The 25846-nt window shown below is 58.0% G+C and carries 24 protein-coding genes and 1 tRNA gene; 13 read left to right on the top strand and 12 right to left on the bottom strand.

Features of this window, described 5'->3' with window-relative positions; all coding sequences use genetic code 11:
• Window positions 1-145 precede the first annotated feature (145 nt).
• Complete coding sequence (gene gyrA, locus AADJ11_RS14945; RefSeq protein ID WP_341235312.1) at window positions 146-2908, bottom strand: DNA gyrase subunit A; 2763 nt, start codon at window positions 2906-2908, stop codon at window positions 146-148.
• Between the two features lie 243 nt (window positions 2909-3151).
• On the opposite strand from gyrA, the gene AADJ11_RS14940 reads away from it, so the two are divergent.
• Window positions 3152-4213, top strand: a complete 1062-nt coding sequence (locus tag AADJ11_RS14940) for a DUF2855 family protein (RefSeq protein ID WP_341235311.1) — start codon at window positions 3152-3154, stop codon at window positions 4211-4213.
• 3 nt (window positions 4214-4216) lie between these two features.
• Here AADJ11_RS14940 and AADJ11_RS14935 read toward each other — a convergent pair whose 3' ends face one another.
• On the bottom strand, window positions 4217-5164 hold the full coding sequence (locus AADJ11_RS14935; RefSeq protein ID WP_341235310.1) for a radical SAM protein: 948 nt from the start codon (window positions 5162-5164) through the stop codon (window positions 4217-4219).
• A gap of 178 nt (window positions 5165-5342) precedes the next feature.
• On the opposite strand from AADJ11_RS14935, the gene zwf reads away from it, so the two are divergent.
• From zwf to pgi, 3 genes are read left to right on the top strand one after another with little or no spacing between them, the layout of a single operon-like run.
• A complete protein-coding gene (gene zwf, locus AADJ11_RS14930; RefSeq protein ID WP_341235309.1) occupies window positions 5343-6812 on the top strand; it encodes a glucose-6-phosphate dehydrogenase in 1470 nt (489 codons plus the stop codon).
• Complete coding sequence (gene pgl, locus AADJ11_RS14925; RefSeq protein ID WP_341235308.1) at window positions 6809-7480, top strand: 6-phosphogluconolactonase; 672 nt, start codon at window positions 6809-6811, stop codon at window positions 7478-7480. The genes zwf and pgl overlap by 4 nt, the downstream gene beginning before the upstream one ends.
• On the top strand, window positions 7477-9066 hold the full coding sequence (gene pgi / locus AADJ11_RS14920) for a glucose-6-phosphate isomerase (RefSeq protein ID WP_341235307.1): 1590 nt from the start codon (window positions 7477-7479) through the stop codon (window positions 9064-9066). The genes pgl and pgi overlap by 4 nt, the downstream gene beginning before the upstream one ends.
• A gap of 79 nt (window positions 9067-9145) precedes the next feature.
• Here pgi and AADJ11_RS14915 read toward each other — a convergent pair whose 3' ends face one another.
• The 3 genes from AADJ11_RS14915 to AADJ11_RS14905 are packed head-to-tail and all read right to left on the bottom strand — an operon-like array spanning window position 9146 to window position 11375.
• Window positions 9146-10402, bottom strand: a complete 1257-nt coding sequence (locus AADJ11_RS14915; protein WP_341235306.1) for a sodium:proton antiporter — start codon at window positions 10400-10402, stop codon at window positions 9146-9148.
• A gap of 23 nt (window positions 10403-10425) precedes the next feature.
• The gene (locus AADJ11_RS14910) at window positions 10426-10872 is read right to left on the bottom strand and encodes a GNAT family N-acetyltransferase (protein ID WP_341235305.1); all 447 of its coding nucleotides are present in this window, start codon (window positions 10870-10872) and stop codon (window positions 10426-10428) included.
• A gap of 23 nt (window positions 10873-10895) precedes the next feature.
• Entirely contained in the window at window positions 10896-11375 is a 480-nt protein-coding gene (locus AADJ11_RS14905; protein WP_341235304.1) for an acyl-CoA thioesterase, read from the bottom strand.
• A gap of 88 nt (window positions 11376-11463) precedes the next feature.
• Here AADJ11_RS14905 and AADJ11_RS14900 point away from each other — a divergent pair, with 88 nt between their 5' ends.
• Window positions 11464-13089 carry a long-chain fatty acid--CoA ligase gene (locus AADJ11_RS14900; RefSeq protein ID WP_341235303.1) on the top strand — a complete coding sequence of 542 codons (1626 nt, stop codon included), beginning with the start codon at window positions 11464-11466 and terminating at the stop codon, window positions 13087-13089.
• A gap of 567 nt (window positions 13090-13656) precedes the next feature.
• On the opposite strand, the gene AADJ11_RS14895 is transcribed toward AADJ11_RS14900, so the two are convergent.
• Window positions 13657-13733 (bottom strand) — tRNA-Ile (locus tag AADJ11_RS14895).
• A 136-nt stretch (window positions 13734-13869) separates the two neighbouring features.
• On the opposite strand from AADJ11_RS14895, the gene purM reads away from it, so the two are divergent.
• The 3 genes from purM (at window position 13870) to rnd (ending at window position 16740) form a co-directional block, all read left to right on the top strand.
• Window positions 13870-14916: a phosphoribosylformylglycinamidine cyclo-ligase gene (gene purM / locus AADJ11_RS14890; RefSeq protein WP_341235302.1), complete on the top strand. Its 1047-nt coding sequence runs from the start codon at window positions 13870-13872 to the stop codon at window positions 14914-14916.
• Window positions 14913-15509 (top strand): phosphoribosylglycinamide formyltransferase, encoded by a 597-nt coding sequence (gene purN / locus AADJ11_RS14885; RefSeq protein ID WP_341235301.1) that lies wholly within the window; start codon window positions 14913-14915, stop codon window positions 15507-15509. Before purM ends, purN begins: the two co-directional genes overlap by 4 nt.
• A 73-nt stretch (window positions 15510-15582) precedes the next feature.
• The gene (gene rnd, locus AADJ11_RS14880; protein WP_341235300.1) at window positions 15583-16740 is read left to right on the top strand and encodes a ribonuclease D; all 1158 of its coding nucleotides are present in this window, start codon (window positions 15583-15585) and stop codon (window positions 16738-16740) included.
• A gap of 31 nt (window positions 16741-16771) precedes the next feature.
• Here the strand turns inward: rnd and AADJ11_RS14875 are convergent, their stop codons facing one another.
• A complete protein-coding gene (locus tag AADJ11_RS14875; RefSeq protein WP_341235299.1) occupies window positions 16772-17293 on the bottom strand; it encodes a hypothetical protein in 522 nt (173 codons plus the stop codon).
• A gap of 118 nt (window positions 17294-17411) precedes the next feature.
• Between AADJ11_RS14875 and AADJ11_RS14870 the strand changes: the two genes are divergently transcribed.
• Window positions 17412-17822: a SufE family protein gene (locus AADJ11_RS14870; protein ID WP_341235298.1), complete on the top strand. Its 411-nt coding sequence runs from the start codon at window positions 17412-17414 to the stop codon at window positions 17820-17822.
• Window positions 17823-17890: 68 nt separating this feature from the next.
• On the opposite strand, the gene AADJ11_RS14865 is transcribed toward AADJ11_RS14870, so the two are convergent.
• The gene (locus AADJ11_RS14865) at window positions 17891-18529 is read right to left on the bottom strand and encodes a DUF1638 domain-containing protein (RefSeq protein ID WP_341235297.1); all 639 of its coding nucleotides are present in this window, start codon (window positions 18527-18529) and stop codon (window positions 17891-17893) included.
• A 65-nt stretch (window positions 18530-18594) separates the two neighbouring features.
• Window positions 18595-19293 (bottom strand): B12-binding domain-containing protein, encoded by a 699-nt coding sequence (locus AADJ11_RS14860; protein ID WP_093915158.1) that lies wholly within the window; start codon window positions 19291-19293, stop codon window positions 18595-18597.
• Window positions 19294-19493: 200 nt separating this feature from the next.
• On the opposite strand from AADJ11_RS14860, the gene AADJ11_RS14855 reads away from it, so the two are divergent.
• Window positions 19494-20573: a PA0069 family radical SAM protein gene (locus AADJ11_RS14855; protein WP_341235296.1), complete on the top strand. Its 1080-nt coding sequence runs from the start codon at window positions 19494-19496 to the stop codon at window positions 20571-20573.
• Here AADJ11_RS14855 and bmt read toward each other — a convergent pair.
• From bmt to AADJ11_RS14840, 3 genes are all read right to left on the bottom strand, one after another.
• A complete protein-coding gene (gene bmt / locus AADJ11_RS14850) occupies window positions 20570-21592 on the bottom strand; it encodes a betaine--homocysteine S-methyltransferase (protein ID WP_341235295.1) in 1023 nt (340 codons plus the stop codon). The genes AADJ11_RS14855 and bmt overlap by 4 nt on opposite strands.
• 35 nt (window positions 21593-21627) lie before the next feature.
• A complete protein-coding gene (locus tag AADJ11_RS14845) occupies window positions 21628-23490 on the bottom strand; it encodes a phosphatidylglycerol lysyltransferase domain-containing protein (RefSeq protein WP_341235294.1) in 1863 nt (620 codons plus the stop codon).
• Between the two features lie 132 nt (window positions 23491-23622).
• A complete protein-coding gene (locus AADJ11_RS14840) occupies window positions 23623-23940 on the bottom strand; it encodes a DUF1476 domain-containing protein (protein ID WP_341235293.1) in 318 nt (105 codons plus the stop codon).
• Window positions 23941-24124: 184 nt separating this feature from the next.
• Here AADJ11_RS14840 and purC point away from each other — a divergent pair, with 184 nt between their 5' ends.
• The 3 genes from purC to purQ are packed head-to-tail and all read left to right on the top strand — an operon-like array spanning window position 24125 to window position 25837.
• Window positions 24125-24886: a phosphoribosylaminoimidazolesuccinocarboxamide synthase gene (purC, locus tag AADJ11_RS14835; RefSeq protein WP_341235292.1), complete on the top strand. Its 762-nt coding sequence runs from the start codon at window positions 24125-24127 to the stop codon at window positions 24884-24886.
• Window positions 24887-24938: 52 nt separating this feature from the next.
• Window positions 24939-25169: a phosphoribosylformylglycinamidine synthase subunit PurS gene (gene purS / locus AADJ11_RS14830; protein ID WP_341235291.1), complete on the top strand. Its 231-nt coding sequence runs from the start codon at window positions 24939-24941 to the stop codon at window positions 25167-25169.
• Entirely contained in the window at window positions 25169-25837 is a 669-nt protein-coding gene (purQ, locus tag AADJ11_RS14825) for a phosphoribosylformylglycinamidine synthase subunit PurQ (protein ID WP_341235290.1), read from the top strand. Before purS ends, purQ begins: the two co-directional genes overlap by 1 nt.
• Window positions 25838-25846 lie beyond the last annotated feature (9 nt).

Below are 25846 nucleotides of genomic sequence, written 5' to 3'. Positions count from 1 at the left end.
GTTACGAAAGCGTCCCTTCGGGGGCGCTTTTTTCGTTTGGGTGCCGTGGTCGGGATATTTCAAACGCTTTCAGTACATAATCAGAAGGCCCGCCTAGCATTACACTAGGCGGGCCTTTTTACGTTGGGCGTGGGCGGTTACCGTATCAGGTTTCCTCGGAAACCTCGCCATCGATTGCATCGTCATCACCCTGATCTGCAATCCAGGCGACACTGACGACGACCTCGCCCTTACCGGTATCAAACACCTTCACCCCACCGGCGCTGCGCGAGCGGAATGAGATGCCCTCGACGGGCACCCGGATGGATTGCCCCTTGGACGTTGCCAGCATGATCTGGTCGTCCAGTTCCACCGGGAAGGACGCCACGATCTCGCCACCGCGCATCGCCTTGTCCATCGCTGTCACGCCCAAGCCGCCGCGACCACGTACCGGATAGTCATGGCTGGACGACAGTTTTCCGGCACCTTTTTCGGTGATGGTCAGCAACAGGTTTTCGGCGGCTGACATCTCGGCATAGCGGTCCGGGCTGATTGTCGCGTTTGCGCTGACGTCTTCATCATCGGCGGGCGCATCTACATCATCGGCCAGACCGGCCATTGCGCGGCGCATCTTTAGATAGGCGGACCGTTCATCCGACGTTGCATCAAAGTGGCGGATGATTGACATGGAAACCACCTTGTCATCGCCGTTCAGCTTGATGCCCCGCACACCAACCGACGCGCGGCTGTTGAAAACGCGCACATCAGTGGCAGGGAAACGGATCGCACGGCCCGAATTGGTCACCAGCATCACATCGTCATCATTCGACGCAATCCGCGCATTAATGAGCGTGGTGTTGGCGTGATCGTCCTCGAATTTCATCGCGATCTTGCCGTTGCGCATGACGTTGGTGAAATCGGACAGCTTGTTGCGGCGCACGGTTCCTGCTGAGGTGGCAAAGACCACTTGCAAGTCGTCCCATTCGGCCTCGTCCCGATCGACGGGCATAATCGCCGCGATCGACACACCGACAGGGATCGGCAGGATGTTGACGATTGCCTTGCCCTTTGATGTGCGGCTGCCTTGTGGCAGGCGCCAGGTCTTGAGCTTGTAAACCATGCCGTCGGTCGTAAAGAACAACAGCTGCGTGTGGGTATTGGCGACGAAAAGCGTCGTAACCACGTCTTCTTCTTTGGTCTGCATGCCCGACACGCCTTTGCCACCACGGCGTTGGCTGCGGAAATCCACCAAAGGTGTGCGTTTGATATAGCCGCCGGATGTGACGGTCACGACCATGTCTTCGCGCGCGATCAGGTCTTCGTCGTCCATGTCACCGGACCAATCGACGATCTCGGTGCGGCGCGGCACGGCAAACTGGTCTTTCACCTCGGCCAATTCGTCCGAGATGATGCCCATGATACGTTCACGGCTGCCCAAAATCTCAAGGTACTCCTTGATCTTCTTGGCCAGCTCTTCCAACTCGTCTGTGACTTCCTTGACACCTATCTGGGTCAGGCGCTGCAAGCGCAGTTCCAGAATGGCGCGGGCTTGCGCCTCGGAGAGGTTATAGGTGCCATCGTCGTTGGCGGTATGGGTCGGATCATCGATCAGCGCGATGTAAGGCAAGATCGCTTCAGCGGGCCAACGGCGCGTCATCAGCTTTTCACGTGCTTCGGCGGCGTCGGCAGAAGACCGGATGGTCGCGACGATTTCGTCGATATTGGTAACGGCAACAGCCAAACCACACAGGATATGGCTGCGTTCACGGGCCTTGCGCAGCAAGAATGCTGTGCGGCGGGCAACCACGTCTTCGCGGAAATCAATGAAGTAGGTCAAGAACTTGCGCAGGGTCAGCTGTTCGGGGCGGCCACCGTTCAGCGCCAGCATGTTACAGCCGAAATAGGTCTGCATCGGGGTAAACCGGTAAAGCTGGTTCATCACGACTTCGGCCGTCGCATCGCGTTTCAGTTCGATCACGACGCGCACACCGTTGCGGTCGGATTCGTCTTGAACATGGGCAATGCCTTCGATCTTTTTCTCGCGCACCTGCTCGGCGATCTTTTCGATCATGGTGGATTTATTCACCTGATAGCAGATCTCGTCGATGACGATGGCAAAGCGGTCCTTGCGGATCTCTTCAACGCGGGTTTTGGCACGCATGATGACGCTACCGCGGCCCTCAAGATACGCTTTGCGCGCACCGGCGCGGCCCAGCATAATGCCGCCTGTGGGGAAATCGGGGCCGGGGATGTATTCGATCAGGTCTTCGGAGGTGAGATCGGGGTTTTCGATCAGTGCCTGACAGGCATCGATTACTTCGCCCAAGTTATGCGGCGGAATGTTGGTCGCCATACCAACAGCAATACCGCCAGCGCCGTTCACCAGCATGTTCGGGAAACGTGCTGGCAAAACAGTGGGTTCACGTTCCTTGCCATCGTAGTTGTCGATGAAATTAACGGTTTCTTTGTCAAGATCGCTGGTCATGAACGACGCGACCTTGTCCAGCCGCGATTCAGTATAACGCATCGCGGCCGCGCTATCGCCATCCATGGAGCCAAAGTTGCCCTGACCGTCAACCAACGGCAATGACATCGAGAAATCCTGCGCCATGCGTACCAAAGCGTCATAAATCGCGCTGTCGCCGTGCGGGTGGTAGGAACCCATCACATCGCCCACGGATTTCGCAGATTTACGATAGGTTTTGTCGTGGGTAATGCCTTTTTCATACATCGAATAGATGATGCGGCGGTGAACAGGTTTTAGGCCGTCCCGCAGGTCAGGAATGGCGCGGCTGACGATGACCGACATGGCATAATCCAGATAGGATGTGCGCATCTCGTGTTCGATGGTGACCGATGGGCCATCATAAACGGGGCGCTCTGCCGGGAGTTTGTCATCGTTTTCAGGGGTTTCTGGCGTGTCGTTCACGTAATCTGCCTAGCTCTTGCTGGTTCTATATCTTGGGGTTTTGTATAGCAGATGGCGTATATAGGGTGCAATGCCTGCGGGCTTTCTGGGTCCATTTGAATCTGGCAGATCGGCTAAGGTGTTGAAAACATGCGCGATTAATTATGCCCTTTTTCGCGTGGCGTAACGTCAATTTAATACGATTTCCGAATACCGCGAAAACGGGGCTAGGATGTGGCCAAACGCCATCGGGAGGGGCAGATCATGCAGCGCATTTTGGTTAATCAAACATCCATAGCAGAGACACGGGCAGAAGAGGTGGACAGCGCGCCGCTAGAGCCGGGTCAGACACGTCTTGCGTTGGAAAGCTATGCGTTGACCTCGAACAATGTCACCTATGCGGCGGCGGGATTTGATATCGGATATTGGCAGTTTTTCCCAAGTGGCACAGAGGGTTGGGGGATCGTGCCGGTTTGGGGCACGGCCAAGGTCGTCGAAAGCCGTAGCGATGTTTTGGAGGTCGGCACGCGCCTATACGGGTTCTATCCGATGGCAGATGAGGTGGTGATCACGCCCGCGTCCGCGCAGGGCGGATTTGTCGACGCTGCCGAACACCGGGCGAAACTGCCGTTGATCTACAATCAATACACGCCCGTGCGTTCCGGCAGTGATGCTGACGATCATCTGCGGGCCATTTTACAGCCGCTGTTGGCCACCTCATTTTTGTTGTTCGACTGGCTGCAGGATAATGCGTGTTTCGGCGCAGATCAGATCATTATTGGCAGCGCATCGTCGAAAACCGGGCTGGGCCTGTGCAAATATCTGGCCGAGCCGGCGGACCGCGCTTATCAGATTGTCGGTCTGACCTCGGCGAAAAACCGAGCCTTTGTCGAGGGGTTAGGGGCCTGCGACAGCGTGCTGACCTATGACCAGATCGACGAGATTGCACAGGTGCCGTCGGTCTATGTGGACATGTCCGGCAATACCGAGGTGAAGGCCGCGCTGCATGATCACTTGGGTGATACGCTTAAGCATTCGGCGGCCGTGGGGCTTAGCCATTGGGATCATTTCGCCCCGTCGCAAAAACTGTCCGGGCCCAAGCCCGAATTCTTTTTCGCCCCCTCGCAGGTGGCCAAACGGCGCGCTGAATGGGGCCCGGGCGAGATCGAAAAACAGATCACAGCCGCGTGGAAAAGGATCGCCGCGGATGCGTCGAGCTGGATGGATGTGACGGTTTACGAGGGCGTTGCCGCGTCAGAGGCCCCATATCACGATTTGGTCACGGGACAGGCGGACCCAAAGACCGCCGTGATTATCCGGCCCTAGCGGTCAGGCCGAACAGCTGGCACCGCCAAGAACGCAGAACTTGGCGCAATGCGGGTGGTTCAGGGCGACGTCTTTTTCGGCCTCTTCCAGGCTATTGCCCAGCTCAAACTCGGGGCTGTAGGGCAGCAAGGTGCAGGCCAGAACGGCGGGTTTTTCCGCGCCCTTGCGTTTGACCACCATGCGCGAACTTGCGCACATGATTGCATTGGGGGATTTGTTTAAGATACCCCAGCAAGCTGTTGTAATTTCTGGTACTTCTACATTCTCATCCATCTCGGGGAACAGCACGGTCATGCCGGGATCATAGGCGTCAATGTCAAACCCGTGGGTGGCATAGAACGCCCCATATCCCGCGCGGCTGTCTTCGTCGCTGTCGCCGAAAATCGACCGGCCCGCGACGGCCATGCGAATGCCATTGTCGCGCAGCCATGTCATGCCGGTGATGGTCTTTTCCAGCGCGCCTGCGCCGCGTTCGGCATCATGCAGATCGGCACGGTAGTGATCGACCGAAATGCGCAGTGTCAGCTTGCCGGGGTAGGCCGCGTTCAGCCGCGTCAGGCCGGCCAACACCGATTTGCGCATCATGGGCCGCATCGCATTTGTCAGAATCAGCACATCATATCCCGCCTCAAGCGAGGCTTCGGTGATGTCGATCATCTGCGGGTTCATAAAGGGTTCACCGCCGGTAAAGGCGATCTCGGTCACGGGCCAATTGCGCGCGGTGATCTGGCCCAGATAATCGCGCACCTCATCGGCGGTGATATACACCAGCGCATCATTGGTCGGGCTGGACGCGATATAGCAGTTCAGGCATTCAATGTTGCACAAGGTGCCGGTATTAAACCACAATGTTTGAGGGTTGGTCAGGCTGACGGTCGCGCGGTCTTCGCCCTTGGCAGTCACCAACGGGTTTTCGAATTTACCTGCGTTTGCCTGTGCAAAGTCTTTCATCGACACTGCGCCCTTAGATGGTTTGCGTTGTTTCTTTGTCTAGGCGAATGGTAAAACCAATAAAACCCTGTGTATTCTTTCGCACATACTTGTGAAGCGTGGCAAAATCTGTATGTTTGCGCTAACATTGATTGAAACGCCCAAGCGCTGCGCCCGTGCAGCAAGGAGAGTTGCCCCGATGGTCTCACGCGTTATTCCGGTCGATCCATTTGATTTGGTGATTTTTGGCGGCACCGGCGATCTGGCCCGCCGTAAAATCCTGCCGGGCCTGTTTCGCCGTTTCTGTTCCGGTCAAATGCCCGAGAACGCGCGCATTATCGGTGCCGCGCGCACGGATATGGACGCCGATGGCTATCGCGAGATGATCGCCGAGGCGATTGCAGAGTTCAACGCGGATTTTGAGCATGAGAAGGGCCAGCTTGAGGCGTTTTTGGCCAGCTTGGAATATGTGACCATCGACGCAAAAGGCACCGATGGCTGGGAAGCGTTGCAAAAGCTGATGGCCGGAACGGACCGGGTCGAAGCGTATTATTTCTCGGTCTCGCCTGCGCTGTTCGGTGATTTGGCGGAACGGCTGCAGCATTGGGGCATGGCCGATGCACGCAGCCGGATTGTTGTTGAAAAACCCTTTGGACGCGATCTGGAAACCGCGCGCGCCTTGAACGCCACGCTGGCCAAGTATTTCGACGAAAGCCAGATTTACCGGATCGATCATTATCTGGGCAAGGAAACTGTTCAAAACCTGATGGCAGTGCGTTTCGGCAACATGCTGTTCGAGCCGCTTTGGAACAGCCAATATGTCGATCACATCCAGATTACTGTGGCTGAAACCGTGGGCGTCGGGGGCAGGGGCGAATATTACGATAAATCCGGTGCAATGCGCGATATGGTGCAAAACCACCTGATGCAATTGTTGTGCTTGATCGCAATGGAACCGCCTGCGCGGTTTGACCCTGACGCGGTGCGTGATGAAAAGCTTAAGGTGATCCGCGCGTTGGATCCGGTGTTGCCGCATCACATCTCGCGCGGGCAATATCAGGCGGAACCGTGTAACGAAACAGAGCACCCCGGCTATCGCACCGCCGTCGGAGATCCCCGTTCGCGCACCGAAAGCTTTGTCGCGCTGAAGGCGCATATCAGCAACTGGCGGTGGGCAGGCACGCCGTTTTACCTGCGCACCGGCAAACGTATGGCTGCGCGGTCGTCTGAAATCACGGTCGTGTTCAAGGAAACCCCGCATTCGATCTTTGCCGAAGATGCGGGCCGGCACCGCAATGTTCTGTCAATCAGATTACAACCGAACGAGGGGATCACACTGGGCGTGACGATCAAGGAACCGGGCCCCGGCGGCATGCGTCTGATCGACGTGCCGCTGGATATGACCTTTGCCGAAGCCTTGGGGCCGGACGGGTCTGAACATGTGGATGCCTATGAGCGCCTGATCATGGATGTGATCCGTGGCAACCAAACCCTGTTCATGCGCGGCGATGAGGTTGAGGCCGCATGGGCCTGGACCGATCCGATCATCCAAGGGTGGGAGGCGCGCAATGACGTGCCAAAACCTTATGACAGCGGGTCGGATGGCCCGACGGATGCCAATGAAATGATGCGACGTGACGGCCGAAAATGGCGGGAGCTTTCGATATGAAACTGATTGAATATGCTGATCGCGAGGCACTTGCGATCGATGTGGCCAATATGCTGGCGGGCGAGTTGAAAAATGCGCTGCTGTCCCATGATAGCGTCAGCCTGGCCGTGCCCGGTGGCACAACGCCTGGCCCGATTTTTGACAGCCTAAGTGCCGCGAGCATTGACTGGGCGCGGGTGCAGGTGATGCTGACTGACGAACGCTGGGTTGCCCCCGATCACGAGATGTCGAACGCGCGGCTTTTGCGTCAACGCCTGTTGGTTGGCCCCGCGTCGGCGGCAGGGTTCGCGCCGTTTTTTATCGACGGGCTGACAGCGGCCGAGGCGTCAGAAAGCCTATCTGACACTGTCGCGCAGCATCTGCCGCTTTCGGTGCTGGTCTTGGGCATGGGCGCTGATATGCATACGGCCTCGCTTTTCCCCGGATCCAATGGCTTGGCAGCGGCAATGGCCGATGATGCGCCTGCGGTGTGCCCCATTCACGTGGCGGGCCAAAACATTGGCCGCATTACCCTTTCCCGCCCCGTGCTTGAGGGGGCCATGTCGACGCATCTGGTTATCTTTGGCGATGAAAAACGCGCAGCGGTCCAGCGGGCCTTGACCCTTCCAGCCCACGAGGCCCCCATCGGCGCGGTGTTACAAGAGGCGGTAGTCCATTGGGCAGCATGACAAAATTCGACGACCTTATTGCGATGCAGGCAGCGGTCAAAGACCGGTCGATCCTGTCGCTGTTCGATGATGCGCGCCGCGCCGCGACCTTCAGCGCACAAACCGGCGACATGTTGTTCGATTTCTCCAAGACCAACTTGGACGCGGATACGATGGATGCCTTGCTGGCCTTGATCGATGACGCCGATGTTCCGGCGCGCCGTGATGCTATGTTTGCGGGCGAAAAGATCAACGAAACCGAAGACCGCGCTGTTTTGCACACCGCCTTGCGCAATCTCGACGGTGGTCCTGTGATGGTTGATGGTGTCGATGTGATGCCGGATGTTCTGGCCACGCTGGACCGGATGCGCGATTTTGCCGACAAAATCCGCGCCAGCGACATTACCGATGTGGTGAATATCGGCATTGGCGGCTCTGACCTTGGCCCCGCGATGGCCGTGCAGGCGTTGTCGCCTTATCATGACGGCCCGCGCTGCCATTTTGTGTCAAACGTCGACGGCGCGCATATCGCTGATACGCTGCGCGGGCTGGATGCGAAAACCACGCTGGTGATTGTCGCGTCCAAGACATTTACGACTATTGAGACCATGACCAACGCCCGCACGGCGCGCGCTTGGATGACGGAACATGGCGGCGATCCCGCGCGCCAATTCGCAGCGCTTAGCACCGCACAAGACAAAACCGATGCTTTCGGGATCAACGCCGCGCAGGTCTTCGGATTCGAAGACTGGGTTGGCGGGCGTTATTCCGTCTGGGGGCCGATTGGCCTGTCCTTGATGATCGCCATCGGCCCACGCGCCTTTCACGCGTTCCTGCGTGGCGGGCAATCCATGGATCGCCATTTTTGCGCCGCTGCACCCCATGAAAACCTGCCGATGCTGCTGGCATTGGTGGGGATATGGCACAACCAAATCTGCGGCTACGCCACCCGCGCCGTGCTGCCCTATGACCAACGCCTCGGGCAATTGCCCGATTACCTGCAACAGCTTGAAATGGAATCGAACGGCAAAACCACCCAGATGGATGGGCCCACCGCGCCGTTCAACACGGGCCCCGTGGTCTGGGGCGCGCCCGGCACCAATGGCCAACACGCGTTTTACCAGCTGATTCACCAAGGCACCCGCGTGATCCCTTGCGAATTCCTGATCGCTGCGAATGGCCATGAACCCGATCTCGCCCACCACCACAAACTTCTGATCGCCAATTGCCTTGCCCAGTCCGAGGCATTGATGCGTGGGCGGAGCCTGCAAGAAGCATCTGAAATCATGGCGGCCAAAGGCCTGACAGGGGCGGAACTTGACCGTCAGGCGCGCCACCGCGTGTTTCCCGGCAACCGCCCATCCACAACCCTCAGCTATCCGCTGCTCGATCCGTTCACGCTGGGCCAGATCATCGCGCTCTACGAACACCGCGTCTTTGTCGAAGGGGTGATTTTGGGCATCAACTCTTTCGATCAATGGGGGGTTGAACTGGGCAAGGAACTCGCGACATCTCTGCAACCTATTGTCGACGGCTCAGAACCCGCCACCGACAAAGACGGATCAACCGCTGGCCTCATCGCCTTCATCGCAAAACACGCAGACTAATCCCTTAATCTGTTTCATTTTGCCAAATAAACTCCGGGGAGTTTGAGGGGCAGCGCCCCTCATTCACCTTACAAAAAATCTATACCAAGTCCGGATGCCGCCCGACCCGGTTGGCCAATCTGGCGACTGTCAGCCCTTGGACAATGATCGAAAACACCACAACGATATAGGTGCAGGTCAGGATCAGGGGCTTCCATTCCCCATCGGGCAGTGACAGCGCCAAAGCGACGGAAATCCCGCCCTTCAATCCACCCCATGTCATGATCGGGATCACCCCTTGGTTAAAGTCGCGGAACGGGCGCAAGATTGCGATAGGCACGGCAACGGCGACCAAGCGGCCCAGCAGGGCTAAGATGATCGCGGCCATCCCCGTCAGGAACAGGTCCCCGTTAAAGGCGATGGCGAATACCTCGAACCCGATCATCAAGAACAGCACGGCGTTCAAAATCTCGTCGATCAGTTTCCAGAATGCCTCGACATAGCGGCGGGTTTCCTCGGACATGCCGCGCGCCGCACCCACATCGCCAATCAAAAGGCCCGCACACACGGCCATGATCGGGGCCGACACATGCAGCGCCACAGCCAGCTCATAACCGCCAAATGCGAGGCCGAGGGTCAACAAAACCTCGAGCGAATAGTCGTCAATCCGGCGCATCACGCGAAACGTCAACCCGCCGAGGACCAGCCCCAGAACAGCACCGCCAACAGCCTCTTGCAAGAACAGCTGCCCTGCGGCCACCACGGCGTTTCCATCCGATCCGTGATCACCTGCCATCGGATAGGCCAGACCCACCAAAATCAGGAAAACCACATAGCCGACGCCGTCATTGAACAGGCTTTCGCCCGCGATCTTGGTCTCCAGCGATTTGGGCAGATCCGCCTCGCGCAGAACCCCCAAGACCGCAACCGGATCAGTCGGCGATATCAACGCGCCAAACACCAGCGCCGTCAGCAAGGGCATGCCTGTTAACCACGAAAACCCAACGCCCACGATGGTGGTCGACAGCGCAACACCCAGCGTTGCCATCAGCGCCACAATCACCCATTCGCGCCGCAGATCCGAGGTTTTGACATGCAAGGCACCGGCGAACAGCAGCAAGCCCAACATGCCTTCTAGCAGCGCCTCGGAAAAATCGATGCCGGTGACAACGCCGCGTACAGAATCCGCGATGCCCAAGCTGGGCAGCACCAGATCGACCCCAAGCAATCCAAAGGATGCGATCAGCGCCACCACCAGAATACCGATGGAGGAAGGCAGTTTCAGGAACAGATAGTTTATCGCCCCGAACCCCCCGGCCATGACGATCAAAAGCGAGGTGATTTGCAGAAAGGTCATGGCACTGTCTTTCGTGTTCGGGCTTACAGCTTGATGTCGTAGGTGACCCAAGGCGTGCGCGTGGCCAGTTTGTCATAAACGCCCCGGCCGCGATAGTTGTCTTCGGCAGTGATCCAGCGCACGGTGCCCCAGCCCTTGTCTTGGGCCACGGTTTTCACCGCCCCGATCAAGGATTGCGCGGCCCCTGATCCGCGCGCGGCGGGATCAACAAACAGGTCGTCCAAAAAACAATTTGTGTTGGCGCGCAACTGGCTGACAAAGGGCCGGAAATGGGTGAACCCGATCAGCGTGCCCGTCGCATCTTCGGCGACGATGCAATTGCTGCTGTGGGTGTCATCCATCAGCCAACCAAACACGGTGTCCCGCATCTGGGCCGTTTGATCGACCTTGTAGAATGCGGCGTATCCGGCAAACAGACCTTCCCAAGCGGCGCGGTCTGCGGGGGCGATCGGGCGTGTGGTCACAGTCATCTCAAGTGCCTTTCAGGTGCTGGTCAGGTTTCTGCGGTGGCTTTGTCGTGGGCTTCAAAATGGCTTTTCAGACGGTCGGGCAGGGGATAGCGGCCTGACCCGTCCTTTTTCAGCAATACCAGCACACAATCAAAGGTCGCGCGCAATTGCCCGTCGACCCAGATTTGCTGGCTGATGCTATAGGATGTGTTGCGAAACCCGGTGCAGCGGCAGGTCACAATGTAATCTTCACGCTCTAGCAATTCATGCAAATACCGGATCGACCCTGACCGGATCACGACGCGGGGCCCGGGGGCATCCATCAACCCCTGTTCCACTAGTGTCTGCGTGTATCTGATGCGCAGGCGTTCGAACCATTCAAAGTAGGTGCAGTTGTTGACGTGGTTGTTGGTGTCCAGATCGGAATACCGCACTTGATCGGCCATCGCCAAGGGTTGTGGGTCGATCAGACCGGCGTCACGTTGCTGATCTGCGCTAAGTGGCGAATGGTAAACAAGTTTCATTCACCCTGCGTAATCATGTGTGTGTTCGCTTGCAAGACCCGGTTGGATTGGTAAATGTGTGGCCAAACCAAAATCGGGAGGAAGCGCCATGCTTGGCCAAATGATGAATAAGTCGCTAACGATCTCTAGCCTGATCGAACACGCGCAGCGCTATCACGGGACGGGCGAAATCTATTCGGTCAATACCGGCGGCGGGGTCGAGGAAACCACTTGGGGCCAAGTGGGCCGGAATTCGCGCGCCTTGGCATCGGCACTGACGAACCTTGGTCTGGAACCACAGGCGCGCTGCGGTACCATCGCATGGAACAACCGTCGGCACCTTGAGATTTACTTTGGTGCGTCCGGTGGCGGCTTTGTCTGTCACACGATCAACCCGCGCCTGTTCCCCGAACAGCTGGTTTATATCCTGAACCACGCCGAAGATAAGGTGCTGTTCATCGACAAGACTTTCGTGCCGTTGATCGCGGCGATCAGGGACAAGCTTGAGCATCTGGACCACATCGTGCTGATGGAAGGCACCGATGCTGAGGCCGCCAAACAAATCCCCGGCCTCAAGTTCTATGATGATCTGATCGCCAGCGGTGATCCCGAATTCGACTGGCCTGAGTTGGATGAAAACACGGCCTCCAGCCTGTGTTATACGTCTGGCACAACGGGCAACCCCAAGGGCGTGCTTTATTCCCACCGCTCGACCGTCTTGCACAGCTTTGGCATTAACCTTGCCGACAGCATCGCGATTTCCGCCAAAGAGGTCGTGCTGCCGGTTGTACCGATGTTCCACGTCAACGCATGGGGCGCGCCTTATGCCTGCGCCATGGTCGGTGCGCGTATGGTGATGCCGGGGCCGGGTCTGGATGGCCCGTCGCTGGTGGGCTTGATCGACAAATACAAAATCACGCTGGCACTTGGTGTGCCGACGATCTGGCTGGGTCTGCTGGGCGAGGCCGACAAAATCGGCTCGTCCCTGAGCAGCCTCAAGCGCACGGTCGTCGGCGGCTCGGCATGCCCGCCGTCGATGATGACAGCCTTCCGCGAAAAATACGGGGTTGAGACGATTCATGCGTGGGGCATGACCGAAATGTCGCCTGTGGGCAGTATCAACCAACCCTTAGCCAAGCATCTGGACCTGCCTGAGGCCGACCAGCACAAGCTGCGCGAAAACCAAGGGCGGCCCGTCTACGGTGTGGAGCTTGAGATCATGGATGAGGATGGCAATCCCGTCCCCCATGATGGGCAAACCCAAGGTGATCTGGTCACCAAGGGGTTCTGGATTCTGGATGCATATTTCCGCAAAACCCGTGAGGAAACCCTGACCAAGGATGGTTGGTTTGACACGGGCGATGTCGCGACGATGGATGCGGATGGCTATGTCACGATCCGCGACCGGTCCAAGGATATCATCAAGTCGGGCGGCGAATGGATCAGCTCGGTTGAGCTGGAAAACATCGCGATTTCGCACCCCAAGCTGTCAGATGCCGCCGTCATCGGCGCCCGTCATGAAAAATGGGACGAACGCCCGATCCTGATCGCGGTTAAGGCCGAAGGGCAGGAGCCGACAGAAGAAGAAATTCTGGCGGTGTTCGACGGCAAGATCGCGAAATGGCAAATTCCTGACCGCGTGGTGTTTACCGATGTGCTGCCGCGCAACGCGACGGGCAAAGTGCTAAAGCGTAACCTGCGCGACAGCTTTGGCGAAGTCCTGATGATGGGCTGATGTCTTCGGTTGCTGGCTCTGAAATACGGCCAGCAACCGTCTTGAATGTCCGGGACATGCGCCCCGGGGTCTAGGGCGGCGTCAAATAATATGACCGCTCCGCCGTTTGCATGATCTGCAGATTTTTTGGGGCATCACGTGGCTGTCGCGCCAGCGGTGAAAACCCAGATAACAGGGAAAATGCGCTAACGCGCGATACATTGAAAAAAACATTGAGCTACCTACAGTGGTAAGGAAATCGAAAGAACAATTTTCGTAAATAACCAGATTGCTGGTTGGTAAAGAAATCTACCGACTGCGCGCCGTACGTCAAATGGTTAATAAACTATTAACGTATTGGGTTGTTGGGGCTTGGTTTCAGCCAATTTGAGGTGGAATTTAACACAACCCATGCTAGAATTTTGCGTGCATTTTGGACAAATATGCGGCGAAATAAGGGCTTTCAACCACACAGCGTTTGCATGCGCAGTTTTACACGTCACCTATGATTCGCGATGAATTATGGAGCTTTCAGCCTTCAATCGGCTCACATGGCCGTCTATTGAACGCAGCGATTTGGCGGAAAGGTGGTAGGCCCGGCAGGACTTGAACCCGCAACCAAAGCGTTATGAGCGCTCTGCTCTAACCAGTTGAGCTACAGGCCCGCCATGGCGGTTTCGTAAGCGGGCCGGGGCAGCGCGTCAAGACCAAGAACGCGAACTCAGACGTGTCTTGCATTGCGCGCCCGCGCGCGGTGATGTAACCCGCTTTCGCATAGGCAATAAGCGGCGGGGCCCGACGATGACCAACTCCAAAAACGGAATCACCTATGCGGATGCAGGGGTGGATATTGATGCGGGCAACGCGTTGGTGGAACGGATAAAACCAGCAGCCAAGCGGACCAAACGCCCCGGTGTGATGTCTGGCTTGGGTGGGTTTGGCGCATTGTTCGACCTTAAAGGGGCAGGGTACACCGATCCGATCCTTGTTGCGGCCACGGATGGTGTCGGCACCAAGCTGCGGATCGCCATTGATACCGGCAATGTTGACGGCGTCGGTGTCGATCTGGTGGCAATGTGTGTCAACGATCTGGTGTGTCAGGGCGCAGAGCCGCTGTTTTTCCTAGACTATTTTGCCACGGGCAAGCTGGAAACCGAAGAGGCCGCCCGTATCATCGAAGGGATCGCGCGCGGTTGCGAAGGATCTGGCTGCGCATTGATTGGCGGCGAGACTGCCGAGATGCCCGGCATGTATTCCGACGGTGATTTTGACCTTGCAGGCTTTTCTGTCGGTGCGATGGAACGCGGTACAGACCTGCCAAGCGGTGTTGCCGCAGGCGATGTGTTGCTGGGCCTTGCCAGCGATGGCGTGCATTCCAACGGCTACAGCCTTGTGCGCAAGCTGGTGGCGATGTCCGGCCTTGGTTGGGATGCCGATTGCCCATGGGCCGATGGCACGCTGGGCGAGGTGCTGCTCACGCCCACGCGGCTTTATGTGAAACCGGCCTTACAAGCGGTGCGTGCAGGCGGTGTACACGCGCTGGCCCATATCACCGGCGGCGGCCTGACCGAAAACCTGCCGCGCGTTCTGCCCGATGATCTGGGCGCTGACATCAATCTGGACGCATGGGATTTGCCCGGTGTTTTCAAATGGATGGCGCAGATTGGTGATATGTCTCAGACCGAGATGCTCAAGACCTTTAACTGCGGTGTGGGCATGATTTTGGTCGTGGCAGCGGATCAGGCCGATGCGCTGCAAAAACTGCTGAGCGATGCGGGCGAAACCGTCTATCCGATGGGGCATGTCACGACGGGTGCCGGGGTCGAATACACGGGCCAATTGCTGTGACCAAACGGGTCGCGATTTTTCTATCTGGTGGCGGCTCTAACATGCGCGCGCTGGTCGAGGATATGACCGGCGGCCACCCGGCGCGGCCCTGTGTTGTCGTGTCGAATGTGGCTGATGCGGGCGGTATCGCGTGGGCCAAGGCCCGTGGTATCGCCACCGAAGTCGTTGATCACAAACCGTTTCAGGGGGACCGCGCGGCGTTCGAGGCCGAACTGTCATCACGCCTCGCCGCCCATGCGCCCGATATCATCTGCCTTGCGGGTTTTATGCGTAAACTGACCGCGGGATTCACCGATGCCTGGGCGGGGCGCATGATCAATATTCACCCGTCTTTGTTGCCGCTTTACAAGGGGTTGCACACCCACGCGCGCGCGCTTGAGGCCGGGGACAAGGTTCATGGTTGTACGGTACACGAAGTGACAGCTGCCTTGGATGATGGTCCTATTTTGGGGCAGGCGCGGGTGCCAGTTTTGGAAGGCGACACCGCCGATGATCTGGCCAAGCGTGTTTTGGTCCAAGAGCACCGCTTGTATCCGGCGGTATTACGGCGCTTTGCTGCTGGCGATCGCAGCCTTTTAACCCTCGATAGTTAACGATCAGGTTTTTTGACCTGTCTTGTTCCGATTACACATTGCCTGTTGGCACAGCTCTGGTCAAAGTACTGATATGAAAACAATTACCACAACTGACGCGCTTGAGGCGTTTTGCCTAGAAGCTGCGAAGCATGATTATGTGACCGTTGACACCGAATTTTTGCGGGAACGGACCTATTATTCGAAACTTTGCCTGATCCAGCTGGCGATGCCGGGTACGGACGATTCCAACGCCGTGCTGGTTGATCCGTTGGCCGGGGACATGTCGCTTGAACCGCTTTATACGCTGTTTCGCGATACCTCGGTAGTCAAGGTTTTCCACGCTGCGCGCCAAGATCTTGAGATATTCTTCGTTGATGCAGGCGTCTTTCCCGAGCCGTTGTTTGATACGCAAGTCGCGGCGATGGTGTGCGGCTTTGGCGAACAGGTCGGTTACGAGACCCTCGTGCGCAAAATCGCGCATCAGGCTGTCGACAAGACCTCGCGCTTTACCGATTGGTCGCGCCGCCCGCTAAGCGAGGCGCAGGCCAAATATGCGTTGGCAGATGTGACGCACCTGCGGCAGGTCTATGAATTCCTGTCTGACCAGTTGGAGAAAACCGGCCGTGCGCGGTGGGTCGCAGAAGAGCTGGAGACGTTGACCAGCCCCGATACATATACGACCGCCCCGCGGGACGCGTGGAAGCGGGTCAAGACGCGGACAAATTCATCAAAGTTCTTGGCAATCGTGCGCGAACTGGCCGCCTTTCGCGAGGAATACGCCCAGACCCGGAACATCCCACGCAGCCGCGTTTACAAGGATGATGCGCTGGTCGAGCTGGCCAGCAACAAGCCAAAAAACCACGAGGAACTGGGCCGCGCGCGACTGCTGCTGCGGGATGCGCGTAAAGGCGAGATTGCCGAAGGCATTTTAAAAGCGGTGGCCGCTGGCGTGAACTGCCCTGCATCTGATCAGCCGCAACCGGATCGCAGCCGTGACAAGCTGCAGGTGAATCCCGCACTGGCCGATCTATTGCGGGTGTTGCTTAAGGCGAAAACAGAAAGTGCGGGGGTCGCGGCCAAGCTGATTGCACCCGCTGCTGATCTGGACGCGATTGCGGGTGGTCTGCGTGATGTGCCCGCGCTCAAGGGGTGGCGGCGCGAAGTCTTTGGTGACGATGCACTGCTTTTGTGCGATGGAAAAATCGCATTGACGGCGGTCGGCGCGTCCGTGAAGGTGGTTGAGCTTTAACGCTCAACCCTTTGTTAATAGAGTGTAAATCTTAGCGGCGAGACGTCAGCGCGTTGCGTTGCCCTTCGACGCGGATCACCCGAACACCTGCCAGCATCTGATCGGTCAGCTTGCGCCCCGCGATAACTTCGCGTGTGGGTGCAGCGCCAACGGCCGTGTTCTTGCCGGGCTCGATCCCCTCAAGACGGTACGTTAGAACGCCATCCACAGGAAGCTCTTCTGGATGTGCTGGTGTCAGTTGCACGTCGTAGATGCCTTGCCGTGCTGCCAGCCCGGTTGCGCGGATGATGGCACCGCCGGGAATACGTTCAATCGTCAGGTCGGTCACCTGATCGAAAGGCCGACCGGGATAAATCACCTCTGTCTGACGTCCACGCGAGAACAGGCCCGAGGATTGCGGGATCAGCGGGTTGGTGCTGACCTCGGTGCGGGCAATGGGTTCAGAGCGGGCAGAGCCGAACCAGTTAAACGGATTGACCCGGCTTTCGCGCACTGTCGCACAGCCGGTCAGAACAAGTGTTGATACCAAAATGGCCGAGAAGATTTTGCGCATAGGGTCCGCCGTGAAATTGCCGTGTCATTTGACTAACCGATCCCAAGGCGGTTGGGAAGGGGTGGACCTTTGCCAATGCGCGACCTACCTGTGGGCTACGAAAAGCGAGGGTATCACCGTGGCAACTGAAGCGTTTGAAGAACTGGTCGAGGATTTTGAATTTCTGGACGATTGGGAAGATCGATACCGTCACGTGATCGATCTGGGTAAAGCGATGGACCCGCTTGAGGAAGCCTTGCGTGTGCCCGCAACCAAGGTGGACGGCTGTGCCAGTCAGGTCTGGCTTCACGCGACTTTTGAAGACGGTGTTTTGCATTTCGACGGTGCCAGCGACGCGATGATCGTGTCGGGGCTGATCGCGGTTTTACGCACGCTTTACAACGGGTTGGCCCCTGCGGATGTGATCGCTGTCGATGCCCGCGCCGAGATGGGGCGGCTTGGCCTGAACGAACATTTGTCAGCGCAGCGGTCTAACGGGCTGACCGCGATGATCGAACGGGTGCGCGAAACGGCTGCCGCACAGGCGTAAGGGCTGTTAGCGGCGGGTGCGTTTTGGGCTGGCGGTCGGACAGTTGAGTTTACTTGGCAAAATGAAAATCAAAGGGTTTTGAGAGTCTTCTCAAGATCGCCATAGCCGGTAAAGCGCCGTTCGAACGCTAGACCAAGGGTCTGCGCGCAGGTTTCGGCCTTGGCCGTGAGGGCCGGATCGTCGGTTTGCGCCTGATACACCAGCTTTTCATAGTTGCCGAAATACATGTCGCGCAGTTCTGGGTGGCGGTCTAACCCCATGGGTTTCATGATAAAAGCGTCGAATTGGCGGACCAGAAAATCGGTCAGGTAGAACGTCGTTATTTCAGTCTCGGCGGTTTTGGCAAAGCTGTCGTTCCCCTCGAAAAAGCTATAGCAATGCGGGCCGGCGACCATTTTTACGCCCATCTCGTCGCAGGCTTTTTGCAGCAACCCACCGGTGCCGCAATCGGCATAAACCACAAATATATCAGCATATTGGCCGCGATGTTTGTCGACGGCGGCGCGCACGGCATCGGTGATTTTGTCGGGGTATAGGTGCAGTTTGGCCGGCAGGCAGGTCAGGTCAAGATGGGTCCAGCGGTTGGCGGCCTTGAGGTCCAGAATCTCGCGCGCCAAGGCACCGCAAGCGATCAATAATACACGCCCGTTGGCTGCCGTCACAGGCAGGCCTTTTTCGGTAAGCTGGGTGTCGCTGGGCGTGTTCATCTTATCCCTATAACGCAAAAGGCCCCTCCGGTCAGGAGAGGCCTTCCGCTTAATTCATCAAGTTCTCAGGCCTTGGCGCTGTTATGTTTGCGGCTGACCCATTCCTTGGCGGTCTCCACAGCAACGGCTGCGTCGCGGCAATAGGCATCTGCGCCGATGGCTTTGCCGAATTCCTCGTTCAGGGGGGCACCGCCGACCAACACGATGTAATCATCGCGAATGCCCTGTTCGACCATCGTGTCGATCACCACTTTCATATAGGGCATTGTGGTCGTCAAAAGCGCGGACATGCCAAGGATATCAGGCCCTTCAGTTTCCATCGCCTCGAGGTATTTTTCGACCGAGTTGTTGATGCCCAGATCGACAACCTCGAACCCGGCACCTTCCATCATCATCGACACAAGGTTTTTGCCGATGTCGTGAATGTCGCCCTTAACCGTGCCAATCACCATCTTGCCCACGCGCGGCGCGCCGGTTTCTGCCAGCAGCGGTTTGAGAATGGCCATGCCACCCTTCATCGCGTTGGCGGCCAAAAGCACCTCGGGCACGAACAAAATGCCATCGCGGAAATCTGCGCCAACGATGGTCATGCCGCCAACAAGCGCCTTGGTCAGCACATCGTAAGGGGCCCAACCGCGACCGATCAGGATGTTCACGCCTTCTTCGATTTCTTCGCGCAAACCGTCATAAAGATCGTCAAACATCTGTTGAACAAGATCTTCGTCGTTCAGTTCAGCAAGGATAATTTCGTCTTCATCCGACATAGTCGTTCCTCATCGGTTAGCGTGCCCATCGGGCTTTTGTCCTTGTGTCATGAAATCAGGCAAAACCGCGTGCATTTTGCGACACGGTCCGCATCACAAGCGACGCATTCATCCCAAATAAATAGCGTCAATGGTCCTGTAAAACAATGGCTTGGCGGTCCTTACTTGACGATGTTCCTATTTTGTTCCAGAAGATTTGAATGGATCGCGAAGACATCAGATTTAAACTTGCCGGGCGGGGCACATCGTCGAACCATGCGGGTCGGTTTGAACGCATTTCCACGACTGCAATTGATGATGGATGGGCCGGCGATGATTATCCGTTGCCGGTCTTGCGGACCCAGGTGAGCGAGGAAATACCGCGCAGTGTGATCAGCTATAACCGGTCGCCGGATTTGCCGTTTGACCGGTCGATCAATCCCTATCGGGGGTGCGAACATGGGTGCGTTTATTGTTTTGCCCGTCCCAGTCACGCCTATCTGGGGCTGTCGCCGGGGTTGGATTTTGAAACGCGCCTGATTGCGCGGCCCGCTGCGCCGGATGTGCTGCGGCGCGAATTGGCCAGTAAACGCTATCAGGTGGCACCGATTGCGATTGGAACAAACACCGATCCTTATCAGCCGATTGAAAAAGAACACCAGATTATGCGGCGGCTGCTTGAGGTATTGTCAGAGGTGAATCACCCCGTGGCGATTGTCACCAAGGGCAGCCTGATCGAGCGGGACATTGATATTTTATCTGACATGGCGCAGCGCGGGTTGGTACGGGTTGGCGTTTCGGTCACCACGCTTGATGCGAAACTTAGCCGGTTGATGGAACCGCGCGTGCCTGCGCCAAAACGCCGGTTGCAGATCATCGAAAGGCTGGCAAAGGCCGGAATTCCGGTGCGCGTGATGGCGTCGCCGCTTGTGCCAGCGTTGACGGATCCAGAGCTGGAGGCGATTTTGCAAGCGGGGCGTGATGCGGGCGCGCAATCTGCCAGTTGGATTATGCTGCGTCTGCCACGCGAGGTGTCGATGCTGATGCAAGATTGGTTGGCGCAGCATTATCCGGATCGGGCGGGGCGGATTATGGCGCGCTTGCGTGAAATGCACGGCGGCAAGGAATATGACGCCAATTGGCACACCCGCATGCGCGGCGAGGGCCCCTATGCCCAGATCATCGCGCAACGTTTTGATCTGGCGGTGAAACGGTTGGGGCTTTCGACGCTTTTGCCACCAATGCGCTGTGATCTGTTTCGCCCGCCCAAACGGGCGAGCGCGCAGTTGGATTTGTTTTAGCTGGTTTTGGGGCCACGGCGACCACGGCGGGGGGCACGTACCGGACCTTCGCCATCGGTGCCATCGCTGGCGGATGAAAACGGGCCCAAGGCTTCGACGATCTGCTCAAGTGTGGGCGCGTCACCTTTGGGGCGGCTATCAAGGGCCGCGCGCATGTGCACCAGATGTTCGGGCATGGTACCGCAGCATCCGCCGATGATGGACGCGCCACAGTTGCGGGCCAGTTCCGCGTAATCTGCCATCAATTCGGGCGTGCCGTCATAGTGGATGTGCCCTTCGACATATTTGGGGATGCCCGCATTGCCCTTGGAGACGATCGGGGTCGGCATGCCCTTGGCCGCAAAGCCCAAGACCGTGCGCAATACGTCCGACGCGCCTGTACCGCAGTTGGCACCGTAAGCCAGCGGCATGTTTTCAAGCGCGTGTACCATGTCGACCATGGCCGCAGATGTCATGCCCATCATGGTGCGCCCAGCGGTGTCAAAGCTCATCGTGCCGACCCAATCCAGACCGGCCAGTTTGAACCCTTCGGCAGCGGCGCGGTACTCTTCGGGCGCGCTGATGGTTTCCAGCCAGCCCACATCGGCACCGCCCGCCTTTAGGCCATCAGCGGTTTCGTGAAACATCTCAACAGCCAGCGCGTGGGTCAGGGGGCCGACGGGTTCCATAATTTCGCCCGTGGGGCCGACGGAGCCCGCGACGATCACCTTGCGCCCGGCGGTGTCTGCGACTTCGCGAGCCAACTCGGCGGAAACGCGGCTTAGCTCGTGCGCGCGTTTTTCCGCGCCGTGCAGTTTCAGCCGCGATGCATTCGCGCCAAAGGAATTGGTCAGGAAGATATCGCTGCCCGACTCAACCGCGCCTTTATAGAGTTTGATGATATTTTGCGGCTCGTCCGTGTTCCACATTTCGGGCGCGTCGCCAGACATCAGCCCCATGTTGAAAAGATTGGTGCCGGTGGCACCGTCCGCCAGCAGCGTGCCTTTTTCAGCCAGAAGGTCGGTAAGAGGATTTGACATGAAAAGCTCCGCTAAAGATGTGATTTCGCGTCTTCTCACGATGCCAAACGTGAGGCAACCTCATAATTTTCATCATCGTAATGAGAGTTGGTATCATTCGTTGCGGTGCTTGGGCGGTGAACGGCGCGGGCAATATCACCTAGGGCAAGGGCCAATAGCGCGCGGTTCGGGGCCGCAGCATAGAGCGGCTGCCAAGTTGGGCGGAAGTTCGATTTGAACTGGCGCAGCCCCGGCCCGCCGGTTTTGCGCACGGCGATCTGCGCCAGTTTGACCATGAGCGCTGAAGACGGATCAGGGCAGGCGGGGACTGCCGCGAGGCTGAGGCGGGCAATCCCTTGGGTCGCGGCGTCGCCGATTGCCGCATGCACAAGCGCGTGCATGGTGCCGTCCGGGGCGCTCGGGTCTTGGCGCATCAGGTCTAGGCACCATTCACGCGTAGTTTCATGAAAGCTGGCAAAGGCGACAAGGTGGCCTTTGTGATGGGCCAAATATACCCGTTGATGCGCCACGTATTCCGGCGCGAAAATCCCCATGGTGCCGCCCCGTGCGCCGCCACGGGCCTGCTGCCAACGATTATCAACGCGGGCCATATCCGAAACGGGCAGGGGGGTGACCTGCGATATGGTGATCTGGGCCTTGTCGGCGGCGCGCAGTTTGCGCCGTAGGCTGCGAAACGGGGCTGTGGTGGTGATAAATTGCAGGGGGTTCAGCGTCGCCTCGTCCGCGATATGCGAGACAAACCAGCCTTGCTGACGGGCCAGCAGCGCCGTGCGGGCTGAGCATTTGTACAGGGCCGGGATCAGGTTTCGATCCCTTGCGTGGCTTGAAACAGTCGCTATCGGGTCGCGTGTCGCGCTTGAAAGGGGATCAAATAGCGCACACAGCGTCTGCCCGCAGTGCCAAAGCGCGCTGTGATCGGCGATAAAGCCGCCGTTCTGCCTGATCACGCCCACCTCGGCCCTGGGGGCGGTCGAAATATCGCCATGTGCGCGGGGTGCTATCGCATCGACGCTGGCGTAGGGCCGAAGCATCAGCGCCATCGCGATCAACGCAGGTATGGCATAGTAAACCGCACGAAACGCGATGATGCCCGTAAGAACCTGAACAGACGCCCCACCCGGCAGCGCCGCGAAAAGCACCAGCTCAAACGGCCCCACGCCCCCCGGTGTGCCGCTCAGCAGGGCGGAACCAAGGGCGACCAGGAATAGGGGGAACAATACGGTAAAGGGCACCTCGCCCCCCGGAATAAGCAGATAAAGTGCTGTGGACGCCGCCAGCACATCAATCACCGTCCACAACAGGATAGATGCAAGCGCGCGCAGGCTGGGCAGCCGGACCGTAAAGCGGCCTAAGGTGAGGGCAGGGCAGAGATAAAGGCCAACAACGGCGGCGGGCAGGGCCGCAACGACAATAACAGACGGCCAGAACATGAAGGCCGGCGCCGGAAAGACAAGGCAGGCCACAGCCGTCACAACCAGCAAAGCCACCATAAATGTCAGGCACACAAAAACCGACAAACGCAGCGCCAGCGCCATTGAAATATCGGGCAGCATGCGCCAACGGGCAAGGGCACCGGTCAGCACGCCCAGCCCAAGGGTCTGCGCCAAGGCGATGGCGATCGTGCCTGCACCGCAGGCCTGCAACGTCGGCGTGCCGCTGCCTAAATGGCGGTGTGCCACCGCGTCATAGCGGCCAAGGGCAAGAAAGCTAAGCCCCGTGCAGCAGGCGGCCAACATCACTGACAGGGGATCAAGCCCGCGCAGTTCAGCCGTGACATCCTGCCAGAAACCCGCCGACAGTTGGCCCGTCAAAACCCATAAACACACCGCGCCGATTGCCACCGAAACGGCGAGTTGCGCGGCGCGCGTCCCTTGCCCCGAAAGAAGCCTTTTCATCATGGTTGTGTTCCCCGACCCAACGTAGGCCGGAGTTTGACCACCGGTGCCCTTCCAATATGTTAAGAGCACCAAAAAACGCGCCCCAGATTTAACTCAAAGGCGCGCTTGTTTTCTTAAAGAACATCGAAAGGTTTAGGTCAGGTCTTGCATCAGTTGCGCCTTGGCCTCGATCATCAGTTCGGCCATCTTGGCGCGAATTGTCGGCTCATCCGCGTGGGAGCCAAGATCGCCCGAAACTTTGCGATACACGTCCTCTTCGCCGGCTTCCTCAAAATCGGATTTGACGACCTCGGCGGCATAGGCGGATGCGTCATCGCCCGTTTTGCCCAACAACCCTGCCGCCCAAAGGCCCAGCAATTTGTTCCGCCGCGCTTCGGCCTTGAATTGCATTTCCGAATCGTGTGCGAACTTGTTCTCAAAGGCGTTTTCGCGGTCATTAAAGGTCGACATTGGCGTTCTCCTGAAAATATGGCTTTGGTAAGTATAACATGGGAATGGTTTCAGTCGCCCACAAGTATCACCCGCCCCGCAGCAAGGCAGGTCATGCGCTTGCGCGAAAGGGATGGTTGGACTATGTGACACCTCAAAGGCCCGACGGCCCCTGCCGTTCGCCTGATGTCTGGAAGGTATGCGCATGGCCCGTCGCACCAAAATCTATGAAGGCAATGCCAAGATCCTGTACGAGGGGCCGGAGCCGGGGACGATTGTCCAGTATTTCAAGGATGACACTGCCTCTATCGGGTCCGGCAAGCAGGCCGTGATCGAAGGCAAGGGTGTGTTGAACAACCGGTTGTCGGAGTTTTTCATGACCGGGCTGAACAGCATCGGTGTGCCAACCCATTTCATCAAACGTCTGAACATGCGCGAGCAATTGATCCGTCAGGCCGAGATTGTCCCGCTGGAAATCGTCGTGCGCAACTATGCCGCGGGAAGTTTTTCAAAGCGGCTGGGGATCGAAGAAGGCATGCAATTGCCGCGCCCCATTGTTGAATACCACTACAAAAACAACGAACTCGGGAACCCGCTGGTCACCGAGGAACATATCGCGGCCTTTGGTTGGGCTGGCCAACAGGACATGGAAGACATTCTGAGCCTGTCCTTGCGCGTCAATGATTTTATGTCTGGCGTGATGATGGCCGTCGGCATCCGGTTGCTGGATTTCAAGATCGAGGTTGGCCGCGTCTATGACGGTGATTTCCAACGGTTGATCATCGCAGACGAGATCAGCCCGGACAGCTGCCGCTTGTGGGACATGGAGACCGGCCAGAAGCTGGATAAGGATGTGTTTCGACGCGACGCGGGGGCGCTGGCGGATGCCTATACCGAAGTTGCCCGGCGTTTGGGCGTGATGCCCAAGACGTCGACACCGATGATGAAACCGACGTTGATCAATTGAGGCTGGCGTCGGATATGAGTTTATTTTGCAAAATGAAGCAGGGGGACGCGCCATGAAAGCACGGGTGCATGTGATGTTGAAGAACGGTGTTCTGGATCCGCAAGGCGAGGCCGTGCGCCATGCGCTTGGGGCCATGGGCTTTGACGGGGTCAAAGGCGTGCGTCAGGGCAAGGTGATCGAGCTTGATCTGGATGCTGGCACGACCAAGGCGGATGTCGAGGCGATGTGCGAAAAGCTGCTCGCCAATACGGTGATCGAATCCTACAGCGTGGAGATGATCTGATGCATGCAGCCGTCATCGTTTTTCCGGGCTCTAACTGTGACCGTGATCTGGCGGTCGCTTTTAAGGCAGCCGGGGCCAAGGTTTCGATGGTCTGGCACAAGGACACTGAACTGCCCGCTGGCGTCGATATCGTCGGCGTTCCGGGCGGTTTTTCCTATGGTGACTATCTGCGCTGCGGCGCGATTGCTGCGAATTCACCGATCTGCCGGGAGGTGGCCGCGCATGCGGAGCGTGGCGGCTATGTCATGGGGATCTGCAACGGTTTCCAAGTATTGACGGAAACCGGTCTGTTGCCGGGCGCACTGCTGCGCAATGCCGGGTTGAAATACATCTGCAAGACCGTGGGCCTGAAGGTCGCGACATCGGACAGTGATTTCACGTCGGGGTATAATGCCGGTGCGGTGATCGACATTCCGATCGCGCATCATGACGGAAATTACTACGCCGATGCTGACACCATCGCCGAGTTGCTGGCAGAAGACCGGGTGGCCTTTACCTATGAGGACAACCCCAACGGGGCGCAGGCCGATATCGCGGGCATCCTGTCTGCCAACCGGCGCGTGCTGGGTATGATGCCGCACCCTGAACGTATGGCTGATCCTGTGCATGGCGGCACCGACGGGGTGGCGCTCTTCCGCGCATTGGCGGGGGCACTGGTCACAGCGTGACTTGAGTGC

The organism is uncultured Sulfitobacter sp., assembly GCF_964021855.1.
GTDB lineage: Bacteria > Pseudomonadota > Alphaproteobacteria > Rhodobacterales > Rhodobacteraceae > Sulfitobacter.
This window is presented reverse-complemented; position numbering and strand designations above follow the sequence as displayed.

Coding starts and splice junctions, on each gene's coding strand:
- AADJ11_RS14910 (WP_341235305.1), bottom strand. CDS start 10,872: ATGACTGTGACCACACGCCCGATCGCCCCCGCAGACCGCGCCGCTTGG.
- purM (WP_341235302.1), top strand. CDS start 13,870: ATGACCAACTCCAAAAACGGAATCACCTATGCGGATGCAGGGGTGGAT.
- AADJ11_RS14875 (WP_341235299.1), bottom strand. CDS start 17,293: ATGCGCAAAATCTTCTCGGCCATTTTGGTATCAACACTTGTTCTGACC.
- AADJ11_RS14855 (WP_341235296.1), top strand. CDS start 19,494: ATGGATCGCGAAGACATCAGATTTAAACTTGCCGGGCGGGGCACATCG.
- purC (WP_341235292.1), top strand. CDS start 24,125: ATGGCCCGTCGCACCAAAATCTATGAAGGCAATGCCAAGATCCTGTAC.
- AADJ11_RS14900 (WP_341235303.1), top strand. CDS start 11,464: ATGCTTGGCCAAATGATGAATAAGTCGCTAACGATCTCTAGCCTGATC.
- bmt (WP_341235295.1), bottom strand. CDS start 21,592: ATGTCAAATCCTCTTACCGACCTTCTGGCTGAAAAAGGCACGCTGCTG.
- pgl (WP_341235308.1), top strand. CDS start 6,809: ATGAAACTGATTGAATATGCTGATCGCGAGGCACTTGCGATCGATGTG.
- purS (WP_341235291.1), top strand. CDS start 24,939: ATGAAAGCACGGGTGCATGTGATGTTGAAGAACGGTGTTCTGGATCCG.
- AADJ11_RS14940 (WP_341235311.1), top strand. CDS start 3,152: ATGCAGCGCATTTTGGTTAATCAAACATCCATAGCAGAGACACGGGCA.
- AADJ11_RS14915 (WP_341235306.1), bottom strand. CDS start 10,402: ATGACCTTTCTGCAAATCACCTCGCTTTTGATCGTCATGGCCGGGGGG.
- pgi (WP_341235307.1), top strand. CDS start 7,477: ATGACAAAATTCGACGACCTTATTGCGATGCAGGCAGCGGTCAAAGAC.
- AADJ11_RS14905 (WP_341235304.1), bottom strand. CDS start 11,375: ATGAAACTTGTTTACCATTCGCCACTTAGCGCAGATCAGCAACGTGAC.
- purQ (WP_341235290.1), top strand. CDS start 25,169: ATGCATGCAGCCGTCATCGTTTTTCCGGGCTCTAACTGTGACCGTGAT.
- AADJ11_RS14845 (WP_341235294.1), bottom strand. CDS start 23,490: ATGATGAAAAGGCTTCTTTCGGGGCAAGGGACGCGCGCCGCGCAACTC.
- AADJ11_RS14840 (WP_341235293.1), bottom strand. CDS start 23,940: ATGTCGACCTTTAATGACCGCGAAAACGCCTTTGAGAACAAGTTCGCA.
- zwf (WP_341235309.1), top strand. CDS start 5,343: ATGGTCTCACGCGTTATTCCGGTCGATCCATTTGATTTGGTGATTTTT.
- AADJ11_RS14860 (WP_093915158.1), bottom strand. CDS start 19,293: ATGTCGGATGAAGACGAAATTATCCTTGCTGAACTGAACGACGAAGAT.
- AADJ11_RS14935 (WP_341235310.1), bottom strand. CDS start 5,164: ATGAAAGACTTTGCACAGGCAAACGCAGGTAAATTCGAAAACCCGTTG.
- AADJ11_RS14865 (WP_341235297.1), bottom strand. CDS start 18,529: ATGAACACGCCCAGCGACACCCAGCTTACCGAAAAAGGCCTGCCTGTG.
- rnd (WP_341235300.1), top strand. CDS start 15,583: ATGAAAACAATTACCACAACTGACGCGCTTGAGGCGTTTTGCCTAGAA.